Below are 18360 nucleotides of genomic sequence, written 5' to 3'. Positions count from 1 at the left end.
GCGCGAAGGTCCAGCCGCCGATCCCGACCCGGATCGTGCCGGGCTTGGCCGCTATTCTACCAGCCAGCCGGGTCCATCAACCACTCGCCGAGGCCACGCGGCTGAGGCGCATAGCTCATCACCGGGCGCAGGTAGAAGCCCTGACCATCGGCCGCATAGACCGGCTGTGCGGAACGATGGCGCGCCTGTGTTGAGGTCGCATAGGCCAAGGTGCCGTGATTGGCCCGTGCGGCGCTCAGCATGCGGGCTCGGGGTAGCGGGCGCCCATCCGCGTAAACCCGCTGCGGGGCCGGCGCGGTGCCGTTGATGGCGATCTGGGCACCTTCCTGCCGCACCATCTGGTAGAGGGCGGCCGCGTTTTCCGGCGCCAGGCGGATGCAGCCATGCGACGCCGGTTGACCGAGCGCCCCGACCGCGTAGGTGCCATGGATCGCGTAGCCACCCTTGAAGAAGATCGAGTGAGGCATCGGCGAGTTATGGTACTTGTGCGAGCGGTGCATTGCCTCGAGACGCTGGACCCCATAGGTGCCACGCGGCGTGTTGAAGCCCGTGCGGGCGGACGAGATCGGCCACAGGTAGTCGCCCGATGCCGAACTGACCCGCATGGTCTGCGATCCGAGGTCGACGGCGATCCTCACGCGGGCTTCCGCCCCGCCCATGAGAGTCAGCAGGCCGCAGAGGGCAGCCAGAATCGTGACGACGGCGATACGCATCCGGTCGACCTTACTGAGAGTGGGGCTTGAGTGTCCCCGAGCATCCGGGTTTATGGGACGGGCGTAAACCGGCGTCTGCAAACAAGGTTGACGGACTGGCTTGCCGCGCCAACCGGATGGAGGCACCGTCCATGCCGCTCGACGTCGTCGACCTGCGCACCTTCTACGCCGCCCCGCTCGGTCGCCTGGCGCAGCGCAGCCTCGCGGCAGTGGTGCGCCATTGGTGGCGTGACACCACCGGACTGACCGTGATGGGCTGCGGCTTCGCGCTGCCGTATCTCGACCTGTTCCGCGACGAGGCGATGCGGACACTGGCCTTCATGCCGGCCGAACAGGGCGTGGTGCATTGGCCACCGCAGGGCAGCCACCCGATTTCGGCGGCGGCGCTGATCGAGCCGGACCTGTTGCCGCTGCCCGACGGTTCGGTCGACCGGGTGCTGCTGGTCCACCTGCTCGAGGTGACGGACCATCCGCGCGACGTTCTCGACGAGGTGTGGCGGGTGCTGGCCCCGGCCGGGCGGCTGATCGTGGTGGCGCCGAACCGGCGCGGCTGGTGGGCCAGCGTCGACACGACGCCGTTTGGCCACGGCCAGCCTTTTTCGCGCGGTCAACTGGGCCGCGTGCTGCGCGACAGTTTGTTCTCGCCGGAGCGCCTCAGCGAGATCCTGTATATCCCGCCGTTCGAGCGGCAGACGACGCTTCGCATGGCGCCGGTGTTCGAGCGCATCGGCGGACGTTTGGCGCTGCCGGGCGCCGGCCTGCTGGTGCAAGAAGCCTCGAAGCAACTTTACCGGCCGATCCTGCTGCGCAAGGCGGCCCGCCGCACCCTGCCGCGCCTGCATCCCGCCCTGGCACCGGCCGGCTTGCGCCGGCGCCAAGGCGATGGGCCTTAGCGCCAGTCCCCCAGAACCGCCTGGATGACCGCAAGGGCCGCCACGGCTGCCGTATCGGCCCGCAGGATGCGAGGCCCGAGCGAGATCCGGATGGCCTGGGGCAGGCGCTCGAGCGCCGCCCGCTCGCGGGGGTCGAAGCCGCCCTCGGGGCCGATCACCAGCGCCAGCGTGGTCATGGCAGGGCCCGACGGAAGCCCGGCCCGCAAGGCCGCGATGGCGTCGGCCACCGGCGCGTCCTCGTCGCAGAACACCAGCAGCCGGTCGTCCGGCCAGTCCGCCAACCAGGCGTCGAGGCGGAGCGGGTCGCGCACCTCGGGCAAATGCAGGATGCCGCATTGTTCCGCCGCCTCTACCACGTTGGCCCGCATGCGGTCGCCATTGATGCGGGCCACCTGGGTGCGCTGGGTGAGGAGCGGTTGCAGCACGCCGGCCCCCATTTCGACGGCCTTCCCCACCATATAGTCGAGCCGCGCGTGTTTCAGCGGCGCGAAGCCGTAGACGAGGCTTGGCGCCGGTGGCTGCGGGCGAAGCTGTTCCTGCGGCCGCAGTACGGCGGCTTTGCCGCTGAGCGCCAACGTCGTGCGCCATTCGCCATCCCGCCCGTTGAACGCCAGCACGCCGGCTTCCGGGCCGAGGCGCAGCACGTTGCGAAGGTAATTGGTTTGCGGCTTGTCGAGCGCCACATCCGCGGCTGCGGCCAGGGGGGCATCGACAAACAGGCGGGGCGCGGTGAAATCGTAACGGGGCATCGGGCAGGCTCGTGGCAGGCGTGACACGGATGCAACAGGGCCGGCGTCGTTGCAAGGCCCGTCCCGAAAGTCACGAAGCCGCCGCACTTTTGCAGGAACCGTGTTCGCCATACCACGCGACCGTCCCGTTCGCCCCAGCAAAGGAATCGTGGCGCATGAAGGTTTCGCCGGCACCCCAGGCTTCGATCGTTGCCAGTCTGTCGCGTCCGCTGTTCGCTGTCGTCCTGGCCGCGCTCGCCGGATCCTCCGTGGCCACGATGGCTCATGCCGACTGCCAGGTGGACGTCAACGCCATCATGAAGCGCCGCATGGATGCCGTCGCAGCCATCAACACGACCGCGAAGAAGAACGGCGGCAAGCTCGATCCCGTCGCGGCCTGTCCCCAGTTGCGGACCCTGGCGTCGATCGAAGGGGAAGCCAGCGCTTATTTCACCAAGAATGGCGAATGGTGCAACCTGCCGCCCGATTTCGCGCAGAAGATGTCCGAGGCCCACGCCAAGACGGCCGGCTTCGCCACCAAGGCCTGCATGGTTGCGGTGAAGATGAAGCAGATGAAGCAGCAGGAGGCCCAGCAGGCCGTGGAGGCTGCGCCGAAGTTGCCGGCCGGGCCGCTCTGATCCGCCCGCCCCGCGGTGTTCTCCGACGATGACGCAGCAAACGGCCGGCAGCCTTCCTGACACCACGGCGCCGTGGCTGCTCCGCCTTTGGCCGCGCGCCTGGTGGCCCTATGCACAATTGGCCCGCATCGACCGGCCGATCGGCTGGCAATTGCTGGTGCTGCCTTGCTGGTGGGGCGCCACCCTGGCGGCCGATGCAGCGCGGACGCTGCCGCGTCTCGACCATCTCGGATTGTTCTTGCTCGGCTCCATCGCAATGCGCGGGGCCGGCTCGACCTTCAACGACATCGTTGATCGCGACCTCGACCGGCAGGTGGAGCGGACCCGCAGCCGTCCCGTGGCGAGCCGGCAGGTGTCGGTTGCGCGGGCGACGGCCTTTCTGGTGACGCAGGCCCTGATCGGGGCGCTGGTGTTGTTCAGCCTGAACGGCTTCAGCATCCTGCTCGGCCTCGCCTCGCTGCTGGTGGTGGCCCTATATCCTTTCGCCAAACGGGTCACCCACTGGCCCCAGGCAGTGCTCGGCCTTGCCTTTGCCTATGGGGCGCTGATGGGTTGGGCGGCCTTCATGGGCAGCTTGGCGGCCCCGCCGCTGTGGCTTTACGCGGCCGCGATCTTTTGGACGATCGGCTACGATACGATCTACGCCCTGCAAGATACGCGGGACGATGCGATCGTGGGGATCGGTTCGACCGCTTTGTTCTTCGGCGATCAGGTGCGGGCCGGTGTTGGCGGGCTTTATGGCGTCGCCGCCGGAGCGGCGATGCTGGCCGTGTGGACCGCCGGGCTCGGCTGGGCCGCCTATCTGGGCTGGGCCGCCTTTGCGATGCATTGCGGCTGGCAGGTGTTGCGCATCGACCCGAGCGTGCCCGGGCGGCCGCTCGGCCTGTTCCGCTCCAATCGCTGGGCGGGCGTGCTGTTATGGGCGGGCCTGTTGCTCGACGCCGCGCTGCGGGCCGTCTGAGCCGCGGACGATCGCCTGCATTTGAACGATCGACTTAAACGGCTTGCAGAGACTCCTGGACTAGCGTCGCACACGTTCAGAAGGGGACCGCCATGACCGACAACACGCTCGACACCGCCTTCGGGGAACTGCTCCACCTCAATCTGCTGGAGGAGTTCAAGACGCAAGGCGGCGTGTGGACGCGCGAGCGTCTCGCCAAGGCCTACGAACAGGCGCTCGCCAATACCATGCTGGATGGGGCTCCCGCGCCCGCCAAGGGCAGCCTGGAGGCAGCCATCCTCGGCATCGACGTGCGTCCGTCGGCGGGACCGGACGGCGCACCCCGATAGGTCACGGCTCGAGCGTCGAGTCCCAGTACAGGTAATCCAGCCAGGTTTCGTGCAGGTTGTCTGGAACGCGCTGGCGCCGGGCCACAGCATCGAGCTGGGCGGGCGTCGGCTCATAGGGCGGGTGCATCAGCGTCAGACCCGACTGTTTCAAGGTCTTGTCGGCCTTTTGCAGGTTATGCCTGGCGCAACAGGTCACGATGTTGGTCCAGCACGTCGTGCCGCCCTTCGACTTCGGTGTGACGTGGTCGAAGGTGAGATTGGTGCTGTCGTCCGGCTTGCCGCAATATTGGCACCGGAACCCATCGCGCAGAAACACGTGGTAACGCGTGAAGGAAATGCGCTTGCGACGATGATAGCTCTTCAGCGACACCACCGAGGGGATCGCGAAAGCCTGCGATGCGGAGCGGACCTCGACATCATAACAGGATACCTGGTGGACCCTGCCCTGCAGAACCGCCACGAGAGCGTCCTGCCAGGTCCAGACCGACAAGGGCCCCCAGCTGAGGGGCTGCATGTCGGCGTTCAGCACCAGGGTGCAAAGGTCGGGGATGGGTTTATGAAATCCCATGAGACCTCCTGGAAGCCAATCCTTGGCACCATTCAGCCTCGTCGATCCGCTTGCAGCCGCCGTGCCTCACCCCATCACCCTCCCGCGACGAGGGTGGGGCAGGGACCCCGGAGGAGACGGCCTTCGGAATAGCGTCACGTGTCCGCCTTTCGACCAGGGCCCTGGACAGCGCAAGGGCCTTCCACGACCGATAGTCTACACAGGCTGTGACGGGATTGTGAAGAGCCTAAACGGCTTGCCCGGTCAGGCCCTTGGCCGCAGCCTTAACGGGCGCGGCCGCATCTTCAGCGGGTGGGGATCGGGGTTTCGCCGCGATAATCGTAGAACCCGCGCTGCGTCTTGCGGCCGAGCCAGCCAGCCTCGACATATTTGACCAGAAGCGGGCACGGCCGGTATTTCGAATCCGCCAAGCCTTCGTGGAGCACCTGCATCACGGCCAGACAGGTGTCGAGGCCGATGAAATCGGCAAGCTGCAGCGGGCCCATGGGATGATTGGCGCCGAGCCGCATCGCCGTGTCGATGGCATCAACCGAGCCGATGCCCTCATGCAGGGTGTAGACGGCCTCGTTGATCATCGGCAGCAGGATGCGATTGACGATAAAGGCCGGGAAATCCTCCGACACGGTGGCGGTCTTGCCCAGGGCCGCGATGAAGGCCAGCGCGGCCGTAAACGTGTCGGCCTCGGTCTGAATGCCACGGATGAGCTCGACGAGCTGCATGCGCGGTACCGGATTCATGAAGTGGATGCCGATGAAGCGCTCCGGCCGGTCGGTCACGGATGCCAGGCGGGTGATCGAGATCGACGACGTGTTGGAGGCGAGCAGAGCGCCGGGCTTGATGGCCGAACAAAGGTCGGCGAAGAGCTTGCGCTTGGCGGGCTCGTTCTCGGTCGCGGCCTCGATCACCAGGTCGCAGTCGCCGAGACCCGTGTAGTCGACCGCCGTGCGGATGCGGGCCAAGGCGTCGCGGCGCTGGTCTTCGGCGAGCTGGCCCTTCTGGACCGCGCGGGCCAGGTTGCCGCCGATGGTAGCGAGCCCCGCCTGCAGGTGCTCGTCCGACAGGTCGTTGAGCACCACCGGAAAACCGGCTGTGGCCGCCACCTGAGCGATGCCACATCCCATCTGGCCGGCACCCACCACACCGAGCGTCTCGATCATGGGTTTGCCTCCGTTCTGGCCGGTCGCGATCAAAGCTCCTTGGCGAGCTCAGGCAGGATCTGGAACAGGTCGCCCACGAGGCCATAATCGGCCACCTGGAAGATCGGCGCTTCCTCGTCCTTGTTGATGGCGACGATGACCTTGGAGTCCTTCATCCCGGCCAGGTGCTGGATGGCGCCCGAGATGCCGCAAGCGATGTAGAGATCGGGCGCCACCACCTTGCCGGTCTGCCCGACCTGCCAGTCATTCGGCGCATAGCCGGCATCGACCGCGGCGCGCGACGCCCCCATGGCGGCCCCGAGCTTGTCGGCGAGTGGCTCCACATAGGCGGTGAAATTCTCGCGGCTGCCGATGGCGCGGCCACCGGAAACGATGATCTTCGCCGACGTCAGTTCGGGCCGCTCGGAGGTGGCGAGCGCCTCGCTGGTGAAGCGCGACAGGTCTGGGTCGACCGCGGCTGCCAGCGTTTCGATCGGGGCGACGGCGCCGCCCTCGCCGGTGGCCGGGAAGCCGGCGGTCCGGACCGTGATGACCTTCGTGGCATCGCGGGTCTGCACCGTCTGCACGGCATTGCCGGCATAGATCGGTCGCTCGAAGGTGTCGGCCGACACCACCTTGGTGATCTCGGACAGCTGCATCACATCGAGCAGCGCCGCGACGCGCGGCATGATGTTCTTGGTGGTCACGGTGGCGGGCGCCACCAGGGTCGGGTGATGATCGGCCAGCTTGACCAGCAGCGCCGCCACCGGCTCGGCCAGCGCATGTTCGGTGCCGGCTTCGGCCACATGCACCTTCTCGATGCCGTCGAGCTTGGCCATCGCTTCGGCCGCAGCCGCGGCGCCCGCACCGATTACGAGCCCGTGCACCGGCGCGCCCATCTGCCGGGCAGCCGTCAGCGCGCGCGCCGTCACGTCGTTGAGGTGGCCGTCCTTTTGTTCGGCGAGAAGAAGCGTGGTCACGACAGAACTCCTGCTTCGGTCTTCAGCTTGGCGACGAGTTCGGCCACCGACCCCACCTTGATGCCGCCCTTGCGCCCGGCGGGCTCGACGGTCTTCAGCACCGTCAGGCGCGGCGTCACGTCGACGCCGAAGGCTTCGGGAGCCTGTTCGGCGATGGGCTTCTTCTTGGCCTTCATGATGTTCGGCAGGCTGGCGTAACGCGGCTCGTTGAGGCGCAGGTCGGTGGTGACGATGGCCGGCAAGGTCAGCGACACGGTCTGCGAGCCACCGTCGACCTCGCGCGTCACGCTGGCCTGTCCGCCATCGATGACGATCTTCGACGCGAAGGTGCCCTGGCCCCAGCCAAGCAGCGCCGCCAACATCTGGCCGGTCTGGTTGCAATCGTCGTCGATGGCCTGCTTGCCGAGGATGATCAGGCCGGGCTGCTCGGCATCGGCCACGCCCTTCAGGATCTTGGCGACCGCCAAAGGCTCGACGACGCCGTCCACCTTGATGTGGATGCCGCGGTCGGCCCCCATGGCAAGCCCGGTGCGCAACGTTTCGACCGCCTGGGCCGGGCCGATCGACACCACCACCACCTCGGTGGCGGCCCCGGCTTCCTTCTGGCGCAGCGCCTCCTCGACGGCGATCTCGTCGAAGGGGTTCATGGACATCTTCACGTTGGCAAGGTCGACGCCCGACCCGTCCGGCTTGACGCGGATCTTCACGTTATAGTCGACGACCCGCTTCACGGGGACCAGGATCTTCATCGCGACGAAGGCTTTCGGCGAGGCGCCCGCAGGCGCTTAAACGTGACCTGCACTGGTAATAGTGGCCCTGGGGCAAGTCAACGCGAGCCCGGGTGAGGCTTCACGAAGCTGGCGCGCAGGGCCATATCGCTGACTGCTCCATGGTCCCGGCTTCAGTACGGGAAGAGCTTTGTGCGGCTGCCTGGATCAAGTCGGCAGGGACGCCTTTCTCGGCCGTCCACGCAAGCCCATCGCGGCAAGCCCGACAAGGGCTACGCCAAACAAGGGAGCAGAGGATGGGAGGGGGACGGTGCTGGGAAGATCAGCGGCAGCCAGGCTGGCGGAGACGCACCCTGAGCAGCCGAACGAGACATAATCCGGCTCAGCCTGAACCAGGGCGAAATCTCCCAGGTGGCCCCTCGCGAAATCAAACGTGAGAGTACGCTCATAGCCTACAGCATACGAGGAGAGAACAAATCCCGAAAGGGTCGCTCCATTCTGGTAAACTGCAACGACGTTGGAAAAGAAGTCCGCTGGAAAGGAATAGCGCCCAGCGTGAAGGGAGAAGTCTGAAATCTCGTAGCCGGACCCGACAGATGTGATGGTTGCAGAACCTTTGGCCGGGAAGTCACTGACTGAGACATTGCTTATCTGGCCATCGGTGACGAAATAGTTGCTGCTGATCATAAAATCGATGTCGAACGTAGCCGCCTGAACTGCGGTGCTCGAAACTACGAGAGTAGAAGCGAACATCAGTCCTGAGATCGTTGGTCCAACCCGCATGCGTCACACTCCATCACGCCAGTTAGCCTGGCGTCGCGGGCTCTTATCCTTAATCTATGTGAAAAGGCAACATTTGGCGTGATTGAGCCGAGACGGTATCGAGAGTGTTACCTTAATCAGGGGTCGGGGTGGCCCAGAGCGGGGGGTGCTCTGGAGCCGAGAGCCAAGGCGCCGCGCCTTTCAGTGGATGGGTTGCGACCTTTTGCGCGTGTCCCGCGGTGATGGTCGTCTTGAACCAGTGCCGATCGGTGGCGATGCGAGCGACGTTGTTCCGGTCAGGACCTGCGTTGACACACAGATCACGGCCTCGATCCTGCCGGAGCTCCAGGACACCCGTGGCTAAGGGGTTTTCGCCAAAACCAAGCGATGCGCCTCGACGAAACGCCAGAATCGCAATCTGACCACAACGCGCATCGCGTTCAGGCGATCGGCAAGCGTTCTCACCTGATCGCTTCTCCGGGCGGCCAGGAGGGCCAATGGTAGAGACAGCACCACCACCCAGGCACGCAGGAGCCAGGTGAGCGGGAAACCCTGGCGCTCACGCGCAAGCAGGAAACTTTCCCGCATCAAGCGGCGCCATTTGCGATGCAATTCGTCGGGCGTGCGGCGGGCTGGATGTCCCATGCGGGCGGCTGGTTCATAAAGCCATGTGTACCCCAGGACCGCGGCCCGCTGACCCCATTCACGGTCTTCCGAGACACCGGAGCGGAAGCCGCCGACCTGGTCGAAGACAGCGCGGGTCGTGAACATGTTGGCCGTGACAGAAAACCGCTCGTCCCGAATGTAGCGTGCGTTGTTGAACGCGAAGATGCGCTCGAACGCTTCGGTCGGGGTCAGCGCGTCTTCGTCGTCGACCGTGACATCGACGCGTCCGCCGACAAGCGTGGAGCGGGATAGAGCCCGAATGCCGGCCTGGAGCCATCCCGGTTCCGGCCTGCAGTCGGAATCGATGAAGGCCAGAAGGGGGGATCGTGAGGCTTCGACGCCGCCGTTGCGAGCCGGAGCCGCGCCTTGCTCGACCACGTCGATCAAACGTGTGTTCGGTCGATCGCAGATCTCGACGAGGGCAACGCGATCGCAGCTCGAATTGTTGTCCGCGACGACGATCTCGAAAGCGTCGTCCACCACCTGACGTCCAAGCAGATCGAGGCAGATCGCGAGGTTTTCCAGGTCGTTGTAGTGGGGAACGACGATGGAGATCGTCGCTGCCGGCGAGGGTTGTTGAAGCATGAGGCGACCTTATGTGGCCGACAAGGTTTGAGCCTCCTGAGACCCGGGGAACGTCAGACCCTTTGTGGTCTCCAGCAGGGCCAGCCCTTCGTCTTTCTTGCCAAGCGCGATCAATGTCGCGGCAAGGTGGAAACGCACCTGAGGATTGGGGCTTTGACTCGCGTTGATGCGGTTCAGAAGGTCCTTGGCTTCCTCGAAGCGACCGAGGCGATAGTCAAGCCAAGCGATCGTATCCACGATATCGGCGTTGGGGCTTGTTTCTCCACCATTCAACGCAGAGCGTACTTGCGCGAGTGCCTCTGTGTCTTTCGGCGTCAGATCGGCCAGCAGGCTCGCATAATTGTTTGCGGCGTCAAGCGACGTCGGATCGCTGTCGTAGGCGGCTTTGTAGAAGCCCTGCGCTTCCGCACTGTTTCCGGCACTCAACGCGATCCAACCCTTCAGGTTGGCCATCGCCGACGCGGATGCTCCCGCCGCAAGTCCGGCATCGGCGACCTGTTTCGCGTCTTCGAACGCGCGGCGAGGGACCAGGTTCTGAACGTAAAGCGTATAGGGTTCGGCTTGCTTGGGTTCCAGGCGTGCGAGCTGCTGGTAGGCTTCCTTTTCGCCGCTGTAATTCCCCACCCTGTCTTGCAGCGTGACCAACGCGGCCCAAGCCTGCTGCTGCATTTTACCTTTCAGCGACGGCACAAGTCCCAACAAGGTCGTGACGGCGGCGGGCGCCTGCCCGGCCGCCAGGCTGGCGCGCATGAAGTCCCCCGGCAGACGCGTGTTTTGGGACGGATCAGCGGTCAGTGCGGCTTGGTAATTCTTTGCGGCCTCGGCGAAGTTGCCCCGAGTGTTCTGCAACTCTCCTTCGAGGATCATGGCAGTCAGAGCGCCGTCGGGAAGCGCCCGGATGCGGTCGATCGATCGCTCCGCCGCAACCCAATCCTTGCGTTCCAATCCAAATTCCGCATCCACGGCCCATATGGCCGGCGATTGCGGATGCTGAAGCGTCAGCCGCGTGATGATGTCTCGCGCTCCCGTGCGATCTCCAGCCGTGGCGAGAAACGCCGCGAGCTGGATCTGGGCTCCATCATCACCCGGGATCACTGCGACGGCGCGCTTCATGGCGTCGATGCTCATGGCCGTCTTGCCTTGCAGCAGATAGGCGCTGGCCAGCATCTGGAAGGCATGGCCGTTCACCGGGTCTTGTCGCACAACACTTTCGAGGTCCGTCACCGCGGATGCGACCCGACCGGAGCGCATCTGCATGTCGGCGCGCACCAGCAAGGCACTCTTGTTTTGCGGATCGGACTGCAACACCGTACCAAGCTGCGCCAGCGCAAGTGAACTCTGTCCGGCAGCCGAGTCGACCCGGGCGAGCGCGATGCGGATCTGGTCGGCTTGCGGTCCGGTGCCCAAGCGCGCGATAGCCTTCTCGAGCACCGCCCGGCTTTGCTCAAGCTCATTCTCGCCCTGCAGGAATCCGGCAAGGGCCAGATCATAGGTCCCCGTGCTGGGGGTGCCGGCAATCAGCTTGTTGAGGTAAGTCTCGACGTCCTGCGACGGTGCTTGAGCGGCCAGAAACTTGATGAACGCCAGTTGCAGATCCTGGTTCGTGGGATCGGCAGCGACGGCTGCTTGCAGACTCGCCACCGCTTCGGCGGACTTTCCGGTTTGGGCCTGCAGTTGCGCGAGAGCGACCTGCAGTGCCACGTTGCGCGGCGCCGTGCGCACAATGGACCGAAGGGCTTCGATCGCCTTATCGGGCTGGTTCGCCGTTAGCAGGGCGGCAGCCTCGACCTGCCGGAGCTGGATGCTATCCGGATGTTTGGCGAGGCCCCGATTGACATAGGCCAGGGCTGCGGCACTGTCCTCAGACTTAAGGGCCAGGGTTGCGAGAACTGAAAGCGCCCTTGCATTGGACGCATCCTTTTGAAGCGACGCCACTGCGTCAGCACGGGATGGTGCGGTTTGATTCTGCTGCGCATAGATGTCGGCACGAAGCGCGAGAGCATCTGCGTTGTCGGGGAAGCTTCCCAATGTCGTGTTGACCCGACCGAGCGCGTCACTCAAGCGGGCCGATTCGATCAGGATTTCGATGACGTGGAGCTGAGCCTCCAGGAGGCGTGCGTCCGGTGCGGCTGCGCGAAGATAATGCGGCACCGACGCCTGGATGTCGCCTTCGGCTTCTTCGATCTTGGCCAGGCTCAGGTTGGCCTGCGGATCGGCCGGGCGAATACGGAGCGCGTGCTGGAATTCGACCTTGGCCTTTTCCGGGTTGCCCTCGGACAGCAACTGGTTACCCCGAGCCATATAGGCCGAGATATCCTCTGTCTTTCCAAAGCAGCCTCCCAAGGGAAGCACTGCCGAGAGTAGAAGAACATGTCGAAATCGTGCACGCATCGGGTCTGTCTCGGCAATCATTGAGTCGATATAACGACTCAATACGATACCGGTGCTTTCGACGCCATGGCAGAGCCAGTGGTGACCGCAATGATCTAGATTGTACTTAAAAAAACGGGGGCCGAAGCCCCCGTTCTAAATAACTGATAAGCGCTAGTTAGGCGACGTTGACGGCCATCTTGCGGCTCACAGCGCCAGCGACGCCGAGAGCAGCAATGCCGAGACCGAACAGCGCAACGCTGTTGGGCAGCGGAACCGAGGAGACCGACAGAGTGCCAGAGTAACCGCTCGACGAACCGTTGTTACCACCCGTCGACTTGATGCCGAGGTAGTAGGTACCAACAGCCAGAGTGATCGGATCGAGAGTGAAATACTTGTTCGTGACCTTCGTGCCCGTCTCAAGGATCGTCGTCTTGTTCGAGGCGAAGATGTCGAACGCGAGGATGGAGATCGCACCCTGCGACGCAGTAATAGCAGCGTTCACGGTGTTGCTGTTCTGGAAAGGAATGGTGAACGAGATGAAGTCAAAACCCCTACCGTTGCTGGCCGTCGGCGACGTACCATGGAACGAGCCGTCAAGCAGGCTTACGGACGGGGTGGTAACAGCCGCCTGAGCAAAGCCAGCGGAACCAGCGAAAACAGTCGCTGCGATAGCAGCAGCGGCCAAAACATTCTTCATAACGGAACCTCCGAACATAACCTTGCGGTAACTTGCAACCCGGTTATAATTTAATCAAAGGCCGAGTCAAGGGTTCATACCTCTCCTTTGAAAGGTATGTCGCTTCCACCCTAGGTCGCAGCTTCACATGAGCGCGTTAACATTAAACTGACGCAATCGCCTCGGGACCGCAAGGGCGGGTTGAGGGTTGTGGTGAGGGATTTCTTGCTGCCGGACCCCGGTTCACGTTTCGTCCCGTCGGGCCTCCAGCGATTGCCATATAGCAGTGACGTCCGTGCCTGCGTGTCGCAGGCTGCGCAGCGTCGCGCTGTTGCGGCTTTTAGCGAGTTTGTTGCCCGACAGATCGCGAATCAGGCGGTGGTGGTGGTAGGCCGGCTCCGGCAAGCGCAACAAGGCTTGGAGCAGGCGGTGCAGGCTCGTGGCGGCGAACAGGTCCTCGCCGCGCACGATGTCCGTGATGGCCTGCGCCGCGTCATCGACCACCACGGCGATATGGTAGCTCGTGGCGACGTCCTTGCGGGCCAGCAGGGCATCGCCCCAAAGGGCCGGATCGGCCGCGACCCGGGTGGCCTCAGGCGTTTCGCGGTATTCCGTCCAGCCGAGCGGGTGGGGCTGGTGGCTTAAGGCTGCCGCCATGTCGATGCGACGCCCATGCGGCCGTCCCGCCGCCTGCCAAGCCGTGCGTGTGCCGGCAGTAAGATGGCGGCAGGTGCCGGGGTAGAGCGGGCTGGCGTCGGGGTCGCGTGGCCAGTCGGGCCGGGTTTCGACCACGCGGGCGATGTCGCCGCGACTGCAGAAGCAGGGATAAGTCAGGCCCATCGTGTCGAGTTTCGCCAGCGCAACCGCATAGGCCGGGAGCCGCGTCGATTGCTGCCATACGGGGCCCTGCCAGCGAATGCCGAGCCAGGCCAAGTCGGCCAGGCTTTCGTCGACGTGCTCGGGACGGCAGCGCGCCGGGTCGATATCCTCGAAGCGCAGCAGCAGGGTCCCCCCGAGACGGTCGGCCAGCCGCTGGTTCATCAGCGCCGAATAAGCGTGGCCGAGATGGAGAAAGCCGTCGGGGGAGGGGGCGAAGCGCAGGATGGGCGATGCCGGCATGATCGACGGTCCGGATCAAGGTTCAGACCTGCATAGCACAAGCCCGGATGGGGGGCCGGTGCGCCTCACGACGGACGCCGCCCTCGATGCGGGCCTGGCAGGCCTGTCCGAACGCGATCCGGCTGGTTTCTCGGCTTTATGGACTGTGGGCGGCCGTCCGGCGTTGCGGCACGGAGCCGTCGGCTTCGCAGGCCTGGCCGCCACGATCCTCGGCCAGCAGGTTTCTACCGCCAGCGCGGCCGCCATGCTGGGACGCCTGAGCGCCGCGATCCAGCCCCTGGCGCCCGCCACGCTGTTGAAGGCCGACGAGGCGACGCTGCGCAACTGCGGGTTGTCGGTCGCCAAGATGGCGACGTTGCGCCGCGTGGCTACCGCCGCGATGGACGGGACGTTGCCGCTCGACCGGCTTGCCGCCATGCCGGCCGCGGAGGCCCACCGGCGGCTCGTTGCCTTGAAGGGCATCGGGCCGTGGACCGCGGACGTGTTCCTGTTGTTCTGCCAGGGTGAGCCGGATGCCTTTCCTGCTGGCGATCTCGCCCTGCAGGAAGCCTATCGGTTGGTGTTCGGCGGCGCGCGACGGCCGGACGCCGCAAGGCTCACGGCTCTGGCCGAGCGATGGCGCCCCTGGCGCGGGGTCGCGGCCTATCTGCTCTGGGCCTGCTACCGGGCCCGACGGGGCGCCGGCGCGTCGATGCCGCCGCCGGCGACTTGACCGGCCCGCCGCCCGCGGTCGAGAAAGGCCCGGCTCCAATCGGGAAACAAGGTCATGGCCGCACGCATCGATGGTCCCCGGCTTCCCGCTAAATCGCGCCACGCGCGGCAGCTCGTCGTCTTCCTGCACGGCTACGGCGCCGACGGCCAGGATCTGATCGAGATCGCCCGGCAATGGCAGCCCTGGCTGCCCGACGCCGAATTCGTGGCCCCGCATGCGCCGGAGCGCTGCAGCCAGTCGCCCACCGGCCGGCAATGGTTCCCCCTCACGTTCCGCGATCCCAATGAGCGCTGGCGCGGGGTGGTGGGCGCGGCACCCGGGCTCGACGGCTTTCTGGATGCCGAGCTGGAACGCCTCGGGCTCGACGATGGTCGCCTGGCCCTGGTCGGCTTCAGCCAGGGCACCATGATGGCGCTGCATGTGGGGTTGCGCCGCCGGGGCCGCGTGGCGGCCATCCTGGGCTATTCGGGTCTTCTCGTGGCACCGCAACCCGAAACCGCCGCCGATGCTGGCCCGAGCCAGCAACCTCCGGTCCTGCTGGTGCATGGCGACGCCGATCAGGTGATCCCGCTCGACGCCTTGTTCCAGTCGGCCGATGCGCTGGCCGAGGCCTCGGTGCCTTGTCAATGGCACCTGTCGCTCGGTGTCGGCCACGGCATCGATCCGGCGGGCTTGCGCCATGGCGGGTTGTTTCTGGCGAAGAGCTTCGGCCTGCCCTTCCCGATGCGCTAAAACCTCGGACCCGGCGGCGCTGCGAGCCCTGGCCTCGAGGCCAGGGCCCGGACCGGGATGGCTTTAGCGACCGACCGCCTGCTTCAGGGCATCGATGCGCTTCGACGCTTCGGCCTTGCTCAGCTTGTCATCAAAGGCTTCGGGGTCCTTCGCTTCTTCACTGAGGGTCTTCAGGTAGGAGGCCTGGGCACCCGTCATCGGCTCGCCGCCGGTGGTCCAATCGTCGGGGTTCTTCTCGGCGTTCGAGGCCGGGTGCTCGTCGAGCTTGGGGTTGTGGGCGTCGGTCAAGGCACTCTCCTGTTCACGGTCTGTTTTCCAGTAACGCCGAACCGGTCCGGCTGTTCCCATCCAACTGCATGGCGGCTCCGCCATATGGTCGATTGTTGCGCGGCACGAAGGCGGCCATGAGGGGCCGCGTCGGCTGCCCTCATGCGAGCCGGTGATTCCCATGTCCTTTTGCGCACGATGTCCTTGGCTTTTCTCGCTCCTTCCGTGATCCGGCATCCGCATGGGCCCTTGCGCCCGACCCTGGAAATGCGCCTGCGCCGCCGCGTGCTTCGATCGCGCCGGGTGGTGCTGGCGACGTTGTCGACCTATGGGGTGATGAGCCTGGGGCTGCTCGGCGTCCTGGCGCGGCTCAGCGTCGGTTGACGCCCTCGTCGAGCCACGCCTTTGCCGCGAGACCGGCGGCGCGGCCGGTGGCGAAGCAGGCCTGCAGCAGGTAGCCGCCGGTCGGCGCTTCCCAATCCAGCATCTCGCCGGCCAGGAAGGTGCCGGGCCGGGCTCGCAGCATCAGATCGTCGTTGCAATCCGCGAAGGCCGTGCCGCCGGCCGTGGAGATAGCCCGCGCGAGGGGCGCGGGTCCGCTCAGGCGCACCGGCACCGCTGCGATGCGCCGGGCCAGGGTCGTGGCATCGAGCCGCGACAGGTCCTCGTGGGTGATCCCGTGCGCGGCTTCCTGCAGCAGGCCGATCGCCACCGGCGCCAGGGCGAGCGTCTTGCGCAGCGCCGTGGCCAGCGAGTCCTTGCTGCGACGGCGGGACAGCCGGTCCGCGATGGCGGCCTCGTCGAGATCGGGATGCAGGCCGACCGTCAGGTCGACCGGCGCGCCGGCCGCAAGGGCATCGCGCAACGGGGCCGCGAGGGCGTAAAGCGGCCCCCCTTCGAGGCCCAACCGGGTGACCACCAGGTCGCCCCGCACCTCCCGGCCGGCGAAGCGCAGCACCACCCCCTTCAACGGCATACCCTCGTGGCGCGCCAGGAAGGTCTCGGACCACGCAACCGCAAAGCCGCAATTGGCCGGCGCGAAGGGCCGAGGCGGTACTCCGGCGGCCGCGAAGGTGTCGGCCCAGCGGCCGTCCGAGCCGAGCCGCGGCCAGGACGCGCCGCCGAGTGCCAGCAAAGTGGTATCCGGCTCGATCGCGGCGGACCCGTCGGGCGTCTCGAACCGCAGGGCTCCGCCCTCGGTCCAGCCGATCCAGCGATGCCGCATCCGGAACATGACGCCGAGGCTGACGAGGCGCGCCTGCCAGGCGCGCAACAACGGCGACGCCTTCATGGCGGTGGGGAAGACGCGGCCGCTCGATCCCACGAACGTGTCCTGCCCGAGGCCATGGCACCAGGCCCGCAGCTGCTCGGCCGGCCAGGCCGAGACGATGTTCTGAAGCGGCCCGGCATCGCCGTAGCGGGCCAGCAGGGCAGGCAGCGGCTCTGTGTGGGTGAGATTCAGCCCGCTCAGGCCCGCCATCAACAGCTTGCGGCCGATCGATGGCATCTGGTCGAACACCGTCACACGTGCGCCGGCCTCGGCCAGCACCTCGGCCGCCATCAGGCCGGCCGGCCCGGCCCCGACGACGGCCGCGGTCCTTGGTGCACTGCCGTTCACCGGACCACGGCTTTCGATGAATACACTGTCATACTTCTTCTACAGAATGCCGAGCGGCCGGCTGACATCCGCGCCGCTGGTGCTTCATGCGGGGTTTCAATAACCGTAGCCGTAGCCGGGCGGCGGCAGGTCGGCCGGCGGGTGATACGGGCTGCCGGGCGATGGCGGCGGCAGGGCGCCGTAATCCTGGAACGTGTCCTGCAGGCCGCCGGGCGGATGGTCCTTGCTGGACACATAGGCGCCGCGCCCCTGGGCGTAATATTGAAAGGCGGTGCGGGCCTCGGCGGGCAGGCTCAACAGAACGGGGGCCGCAAGGGCAGCGATCCCCAGGGTGACGGTCAACAGCCTCATCGTGGTTTCTCCTTGTGGAGGAACAAACGACAATGAGGCGCTTCGGTTCAATGCGTCGCCATCAGAGTGCGGCGGAACAGGGCCAGGGCCCAGCCGGTGCAGGCGACGAACAATTCGGGATCGTAGCGTGGGCCCTCGTCGCGCAAAAAGGCGTGCTGGCCGTTGACCTCGTGCCATTCGTAGGAGGCGCCCACCGTCTCCAGCCTGGCCCGGATGCGTTCGCGGCCGGCAAACGGCACATGCGGGTCCTGGCGGCCCCACACGAACAAGGACTCGGCCTTGAGCTCCGCCATCCTGGCGAGGCTGTCGTCGGCCCGCCCGGCCCCGAGCGAGCCCGCATGAATGTCGGTCGCATAGAAGCAGGCCGCGGCCCCGACCCGGTCATCGAGCGCCGCCCGATAGGCCAGATGACCGCCGAGGCAGACCCCGACCGTGCCGAGGCGACCCGTGCAGGCGGCGTGTCCGGCCAGGAAGCCGAGCGCCGCCCGGGCATCGGCGTCATAGGCCGCCACCGGCTTGGTGAATTTCAGGTCGTTGCCCCGGTCGGTGCCGGGCTTGTCATAGGCCAGCACCGTGCCGGCGGGCTCATATTCGTGGTAGACTTCCGGCACCGCCACCACGAAGCCGTGCCCGGCAAAGAAGGCCGCGAGGCGCCGGATCGGTGCCGTCACCTGGTAGATCTCCGAAAACAACAGGAGGCCCGGAAAGCAGCCCGGAACCGCCGGCCGGACCAGGTGCAGCCGCATGAGGCCGCTGTTTTCCACCGGGATGTCGGCGGTTTCATCGCTGCGCAGGATCATGGCTGGGTGGGGTCCGAAGGGGCAG

22 protein-coding genes are annotated in these 18360 nt (G+C 66.1%); 7 read left to right on the top strand and 15 right to left on the bottom strand.

Annotated elements, in window-relative coordinates:
* Positions 1-56: 56 nt before the first annotated feature.
* Positions 57-713 carry a L,D-transpeptidase gene (locus P7D22_RS12935; protein WP_319934658.1) on the bottom strand — a complete coding sequence of 219 codons (657 nt, stop codon included), beginning with the start codon at positions 711-713 and terminating at the stop codon, positions 57-59.
* A 131-nt stretch (positions 714-844) separates the two neighbouring features.
* Here P7D22_RS12935 and P7D22_RS12930 point away from each other — a divergent pair, with 131 nt between their 5' ends.
* A complete protein-coding gene (locus tag P7D22_RS12930; protein ID WP_319934657.1) occupies positions 845-1606 on the top strand; it encodes a class I SAM-dependent methyltransferase in 762 nt (253 codons plus the stop codon).
* On the opposite strand, the gene P7D22_RS12925 is transcribed toward P7D22_RS12930, so the two are convergent.
* Positions 1603-2355 carry a 16S rRNA (uracil(1498)-N(3))-methyltransferase gene (locus P7D22_RS12925; RefSeq protein WP_319934656.1) on the bottom strand — a complete coding sequence of 251 codons (753 nt, stop codon included), beginning with the start codon at positions 2353-2355 and terminating at the stop codon, positions 1603-1605. The genes P7D22_RS12930 and P7D22_RS12925 overlap by 4 nt on opposite strands.
* A gap of 155 nt (positions 2356-2510) precedes the next feature.
* Between P7D22_RS12925 and P7D22_RS12920 the strand changes: the two genes are divergently transcribed.
* The 3 genes from P7D22_RS12920 (at position 2511) to P7D22_RS12910 (ending at position 4262) form a co-directional block, all read left to right on the top strand.
* The gene (locus P7D22_RS12920) at positions 2511-2972 is read left to right on the top strand and encodes a hypothetical protein (RefSeq protein WP_319934655.1); all 462 of its coding nucleotides are present in this window, start codon (positions 2511-2513) and stop codon (positions 2970-2972) included.
* Between the two features lie 28 nt (positions 2973-3000).
* The gene (ubiA, locus tag P7D22_RS12915) at positions 3001-3933 is read left to right on the top strand and encodes a 4-hydroxybenzoate octaprenyltransferase (RefSeq protein ID WP_319934654.1); all 933 of its coding nucleotides are present in this window, start codon (positions 3001-3003) and stop codon (positions 3931-3933) included.
* A gap of 92 nt (positions 3934-4025) precedes the next feature.
* The gene (locus P7D22_RS12910; protein WP_319934653.1) at positions 4026-4262 is read left to right on the top strand and encodes a hypothetical protein; all 237 of its coding nucleotides are present in this window, start codon (positions 4026-4028) and stop codon (positions 4260-4262) included.
* A gap of 1 nt (position 4263) precedes the next feature.
* Here P7D22_RS12910 and P7D22_RS12905 read toward each other — a convergent pair whose 3' ends face one another.
* The 9 genes from P7D22_RS12905 to gluQRS form a co-directional block, all read right to left on the bottom strand.
* Positions 4264-4830 carry an HNH endonuclease gene (locus tag P7D22_RS12905; protein WP_319934652.1) on the bottom strand — a complete coding sequence of 189 codons (567 nt, stop codon included), beginning with the start codon at positions 4828-4830 and terminating at the stop codon, positions 4264-4266.
* A 284-nt stretch (positions 4831-5114) separates the two neighbouring features.
* Positions 5115-5987 (bottom strand): 3-hydroxybutyryl-CoA dehydrogenase, encoded by an 873-nt coding sequence (locus tag P7D22_RS12900; protein WP_319934651.1) that lies wholly within the window; start codon positions 5985-5987, stop codon positions 5115-5117.
* A gap of 29 nt (positions 5988-6016) precedes the next feature.
* Positions 6017-6946 (bottom strand): electron transfer flavoprotein subunit alpha/FixB family protein, encoded by a 930-nt coding sequence (locus P7D22_RS12895; protein WP_319934650.1) that lies wholly within the window; start codon positions 6944-6946, stop codon positions 6017-6019.
* Positions 6943-7695 carry an electron transfer flavoprotein subunit beta/FixA family protein gene (locus P7D22_RS12890; RefSeq protein WP_319934649.1) on the bottom strand — a complete coding sequence of 251 codons (753 nt, stop codon included), beginning with the start codon at positions 7693-7695 and terminating at the stop codon, positions 6943-6945. Before P7D22_RS12890 ends, P7D22_RS12895 begins: the two co-directional genes overlap by 4 nt.
* A 186-nt stretch (positions 7696-7881) precedes the next feature.
* On the bottom strand, positions 7882-8457 hold the full coding sequence (locus P7D22_RS12885) for a hypothetical protein (protein ID WP_319934648.1): 576 nt from the start codon (positions 8455-8457) through the stop codon (positions 7882-7884).
* A 339-nt stretch (positions 8458-8796) separates the two neighbouring features.
* Positions 8797-9687 carry a glycosyltransferase family 2 protein gene (locus tag P7D22_RS12880; protein WP_319934647.1) on the bottom strand — a complete coding sequence of 297 codons (891 nt, stop codon included), beginning with the start codon at positions 9685-9687 and terminating at the stop codon, positions 8797-8799.
* A gap of 9 nt (positions 9688-9696) precedes the next feature.
* Complete coding sequence (locus P7D22_RS12875) at positions 9697-11988, bottom strand: tetratricopeptide repeat protein (RefSeq protein WP_319934646.1); 2292 nt, start codon at positions 11986-11988, stop codon at positions 9697-9699.
* Between the two features lie 247 nt (positions 11989-12235).
* Entirely contained in the window at positions 12236-12757 is a 522-nt protein-coding gene (locus P7D22_RS12870; RefSeq protein WP_319934645.1) for a hypothetical protein, read from the bottom strand.
* Positions 12758-12979: 222 nt separating this feature from the next.
* Complete coding sequence (gluQRS, locus tag P7D22_RS12865) at positions 12980-13855, bottom strand: tRNA glutamyl-Q(34) synthetase GluQRS (protein WP_319934644.1); 876 nt, start codon at positions 13853-13855, stop codon at positions 12980-12982.
* Positions 13856-13913: 58 nt separating this feature from the next.
* Here gluQRS and P7D22_RS12860 point away from each other — a divergent pair, with 58 nt between their 5' ends.
* Together P7D22_RS12860 and P7D22_RS12855 are read left to right on the top strand one after the other, a co-directional pair.
* The gene (locus P7D22_RS12860) at positions 13914-14567 is read left to right on the top strand and encodes a DNA-3-methyladenine glycosylase family protein (protein WP_319934643.1); all 654 of its coding nucleotides are present in this window, start codon (positions 13914-13916) and stop codon (positions 14565-14567) included.
* A gap of 54 nt (positions 14568-14621) precedes the next feature.
* Entirely contained in the window at positions 14622-15299 is a 678-nt protein-coding gene (locus P7D22_RS12855) for an alpha/beta hydrolase (protein ID WP_319934642.1), read from the top strand.
* A gap of 63 nt (positions 15300-15362) precedes the next feature.
* Here the strand turns inward: P7D22_RS12855 and P7D22_RS12850 are convergent, their stop codons facing one another.
* Positions 15363-15647, bottom strand: coding sequence for a DUF3072 domain-containing protein (locus P7D22_RS12850; RefSeq protein WP_442916081.1), 285 nt, complete (start codon positions 15645-15647; stop codon positions 15363-15365).
* A 123-nt stretch (positions 15648-15770) separates the two neighbouring features.
* On the opposite strand from P7D22_RS12850, the gene P7D22_RS12845 reads away from it, so the two are divergent.
* Complete coding sequence (locus P7D22_RS12845) at positions 15771-15950, top strand: hypothetical protein (RefSeq protein ID WP_319934640.1); 180 nt, start codon at positions 15771-15773, stop codon at positions 15948-15950.
* Here the strand turns inward: P7D22_RS12845 and P7D22_RS12840 are convergent.
* The 3 genes from P7D22_RS12840 to P7D22_RS12830 form a co-directional block, all read right to left on the bottom strand.
* Positions 15937-17184 carry a TIGR03862 family flavoprotein gene (locus tag P7D22_RS12840; protein ID WP_319934639.1) on the bottom strand — a complete coding sequence of 416 codons (1248 nt, stop codon included), beginning with the start codon at positions 17182-17184 and terminating at the stop codon, positions 15937-15939. The genes P7D22_RS12845 and P7D22_RS12840 overlap by 14 nt on opposite strands.
* Positions 17185-17280: 96 nt before the next feature.
* Positions 17281-17535, bottom strand: coding sequence for a hypothetical protein (locus tag P7D22_RS12835; protein ID WP_319934638.1), 255 nt, complete (start codon positions 17533-17535; stop codon positions 17281-17283).
* Positions 17536-17582: 47 nt separating this feature from the next.
* The coding region (locus P7D22_RS12830) for a dienelactone hydrolase family protein (protein WP_319934637.1) at positions 17583-18360 on the bottom strand (778 nt) is incomplete at its 5' end.

Origin of the sequence: Lichenihabitans sp. Uapishka_5 (assembly GCF_033947565.1) — a bacterium.
Classification (GTDB): domain Bacteria; phylum Pseudomonadota; class Alphaproteobacteria; order Rhizobiales; family Beijerinckiaceae; genus Lichenihabitans.
The sequence above is the reverse complement of the archived record's forward strand: the minus strand, read 5'-3'. Positions and strand labels throughout refer to the sequence as shown.

Excerpts from the sequence above, each read along its gene's own strand:
- P7D22_RS12935 (WP_319934658.1), bottom strand. The coding sequence starts at position 713 with ATGCGTATCGCCGTCGTCACGATTCTGGCTGCCCTCTGCGGCCTGCTG.
- P7D22_RS12930 (WP_319934657.1), top strand. The coding sequence starts at position 845 with ATGCCGCTCGACGTCGTCGACCTGCGCACCTTCTACGCCGCCCCGCTC.
- P7D22_RS12925 (WP_319934656.1), bottom strand. The coding sequence starts at position 2,355 with ATGCCCCGTTACGATTTCACCGCGCCCCGCCTGTTTGTCGATGCCCCC.
- P7D22_RS12920 (WP_319934655.1), top strand. The coding sequence starts at position 2,511 with ATGAAGGTTTCGCCGGCACCCCAGGCTTCGATCGTTGCCAGTCTGTCG.
- ubiA (WP_319934654.1), top strand. The coding sequence starts at position 3,001 with ATGACGCAGCAAACGGCCGGCAGCCTTCCTGACACCACGGCGCCGTGG.
- P7D22_RS12910 (WP_319934653.1), top strand. The coding sequence starts at position 4,026 with ATGACCGACAACACGCTCGACACCGCCTTCGGGGAACTGCTCCACCTC.
- P7D22_RS12905 (WP_319934652.1), bottom strand. The coding sequence starts at position 4,830 with ATGGGATTTCATAAACCCATCCCCGACCTTTGCACCCTGGTGCTGAAC.
- P7D22_RS12900 (WP_319934651.1), bottom strand. The coding sequence starts at position 5,987 with ATGATCGAGACGCTCGGTGTGGTGGGTGCCGGCCAGATGGGATGTGGC.
- P7D22_RS12890 (WP_319934649.1), bottom strand. The coding sequence starts at position 7,695 with ATGAAGATCCTGGTCCCCGTGAAGCGGGTCGTCGACTATAACGTGAAG.
- P7D22_RS12885 (WP_319934648.1), bottom strand. The coding sequence starts at position 8,457 with ATGCGGGTTGGACCAACGATCTCAGGACTGATGTTCGCTTCTACTCTC.
- P7D22_RS12880 (WP_319934647.1), bottom strand. The coding sequence starts at position 9,687 with ATGCTTCAACAACCCTCGCCGGCAGCGACGATCTCCATCGTCGTTCCC.
- P7D22_RS12875 (WP_319934646.1), bottom strand. The coding sequence starts at position 11,988 with ATGGCTCGGGGTAACCAGTTGCTGTCCGAGGGCAACCCGGAAAAGGCC.
- P7D22_RS12870 (WP_319934645.1), bottom strand. The coding sequence starts at position 12,757 with ATGAAGAATGTTTTGGCCGCTGCTGCTATCGCAGCGACTGTTTTCGCT.
- gluQRS (WP_319934644.1), bottom strand. The coding sequence starts at position 13,855 with ATGCCGGCATCGCCCATCCTGCGCTTCGCCCCCTCCCCCGACGGCTTT.
- P7D22_RS12855 (WP_319934642.1), top strand. The coding sequence starts at position 14,622 with ATGGCCGCACGCATCGATGGTCCCCGGCTTCCCGCTAAATCGCGCCAC.
- P7D22_RS12850 (WP_442916081.1), bottom strand. The coding sequence starts at position 15,647 with ATGGGAACAGCCGGACCGGTTCGGCGTTACTGGAAAACAGACCGTGAA.
- P7D22_RS12835 (WP_319934638.1), bottom strand. The coding sequence starts at position 17,535 with ATGAGGCTGTTGACCGTCACCCTGGGGATCGCTGCCCTTGCGGCCCCC.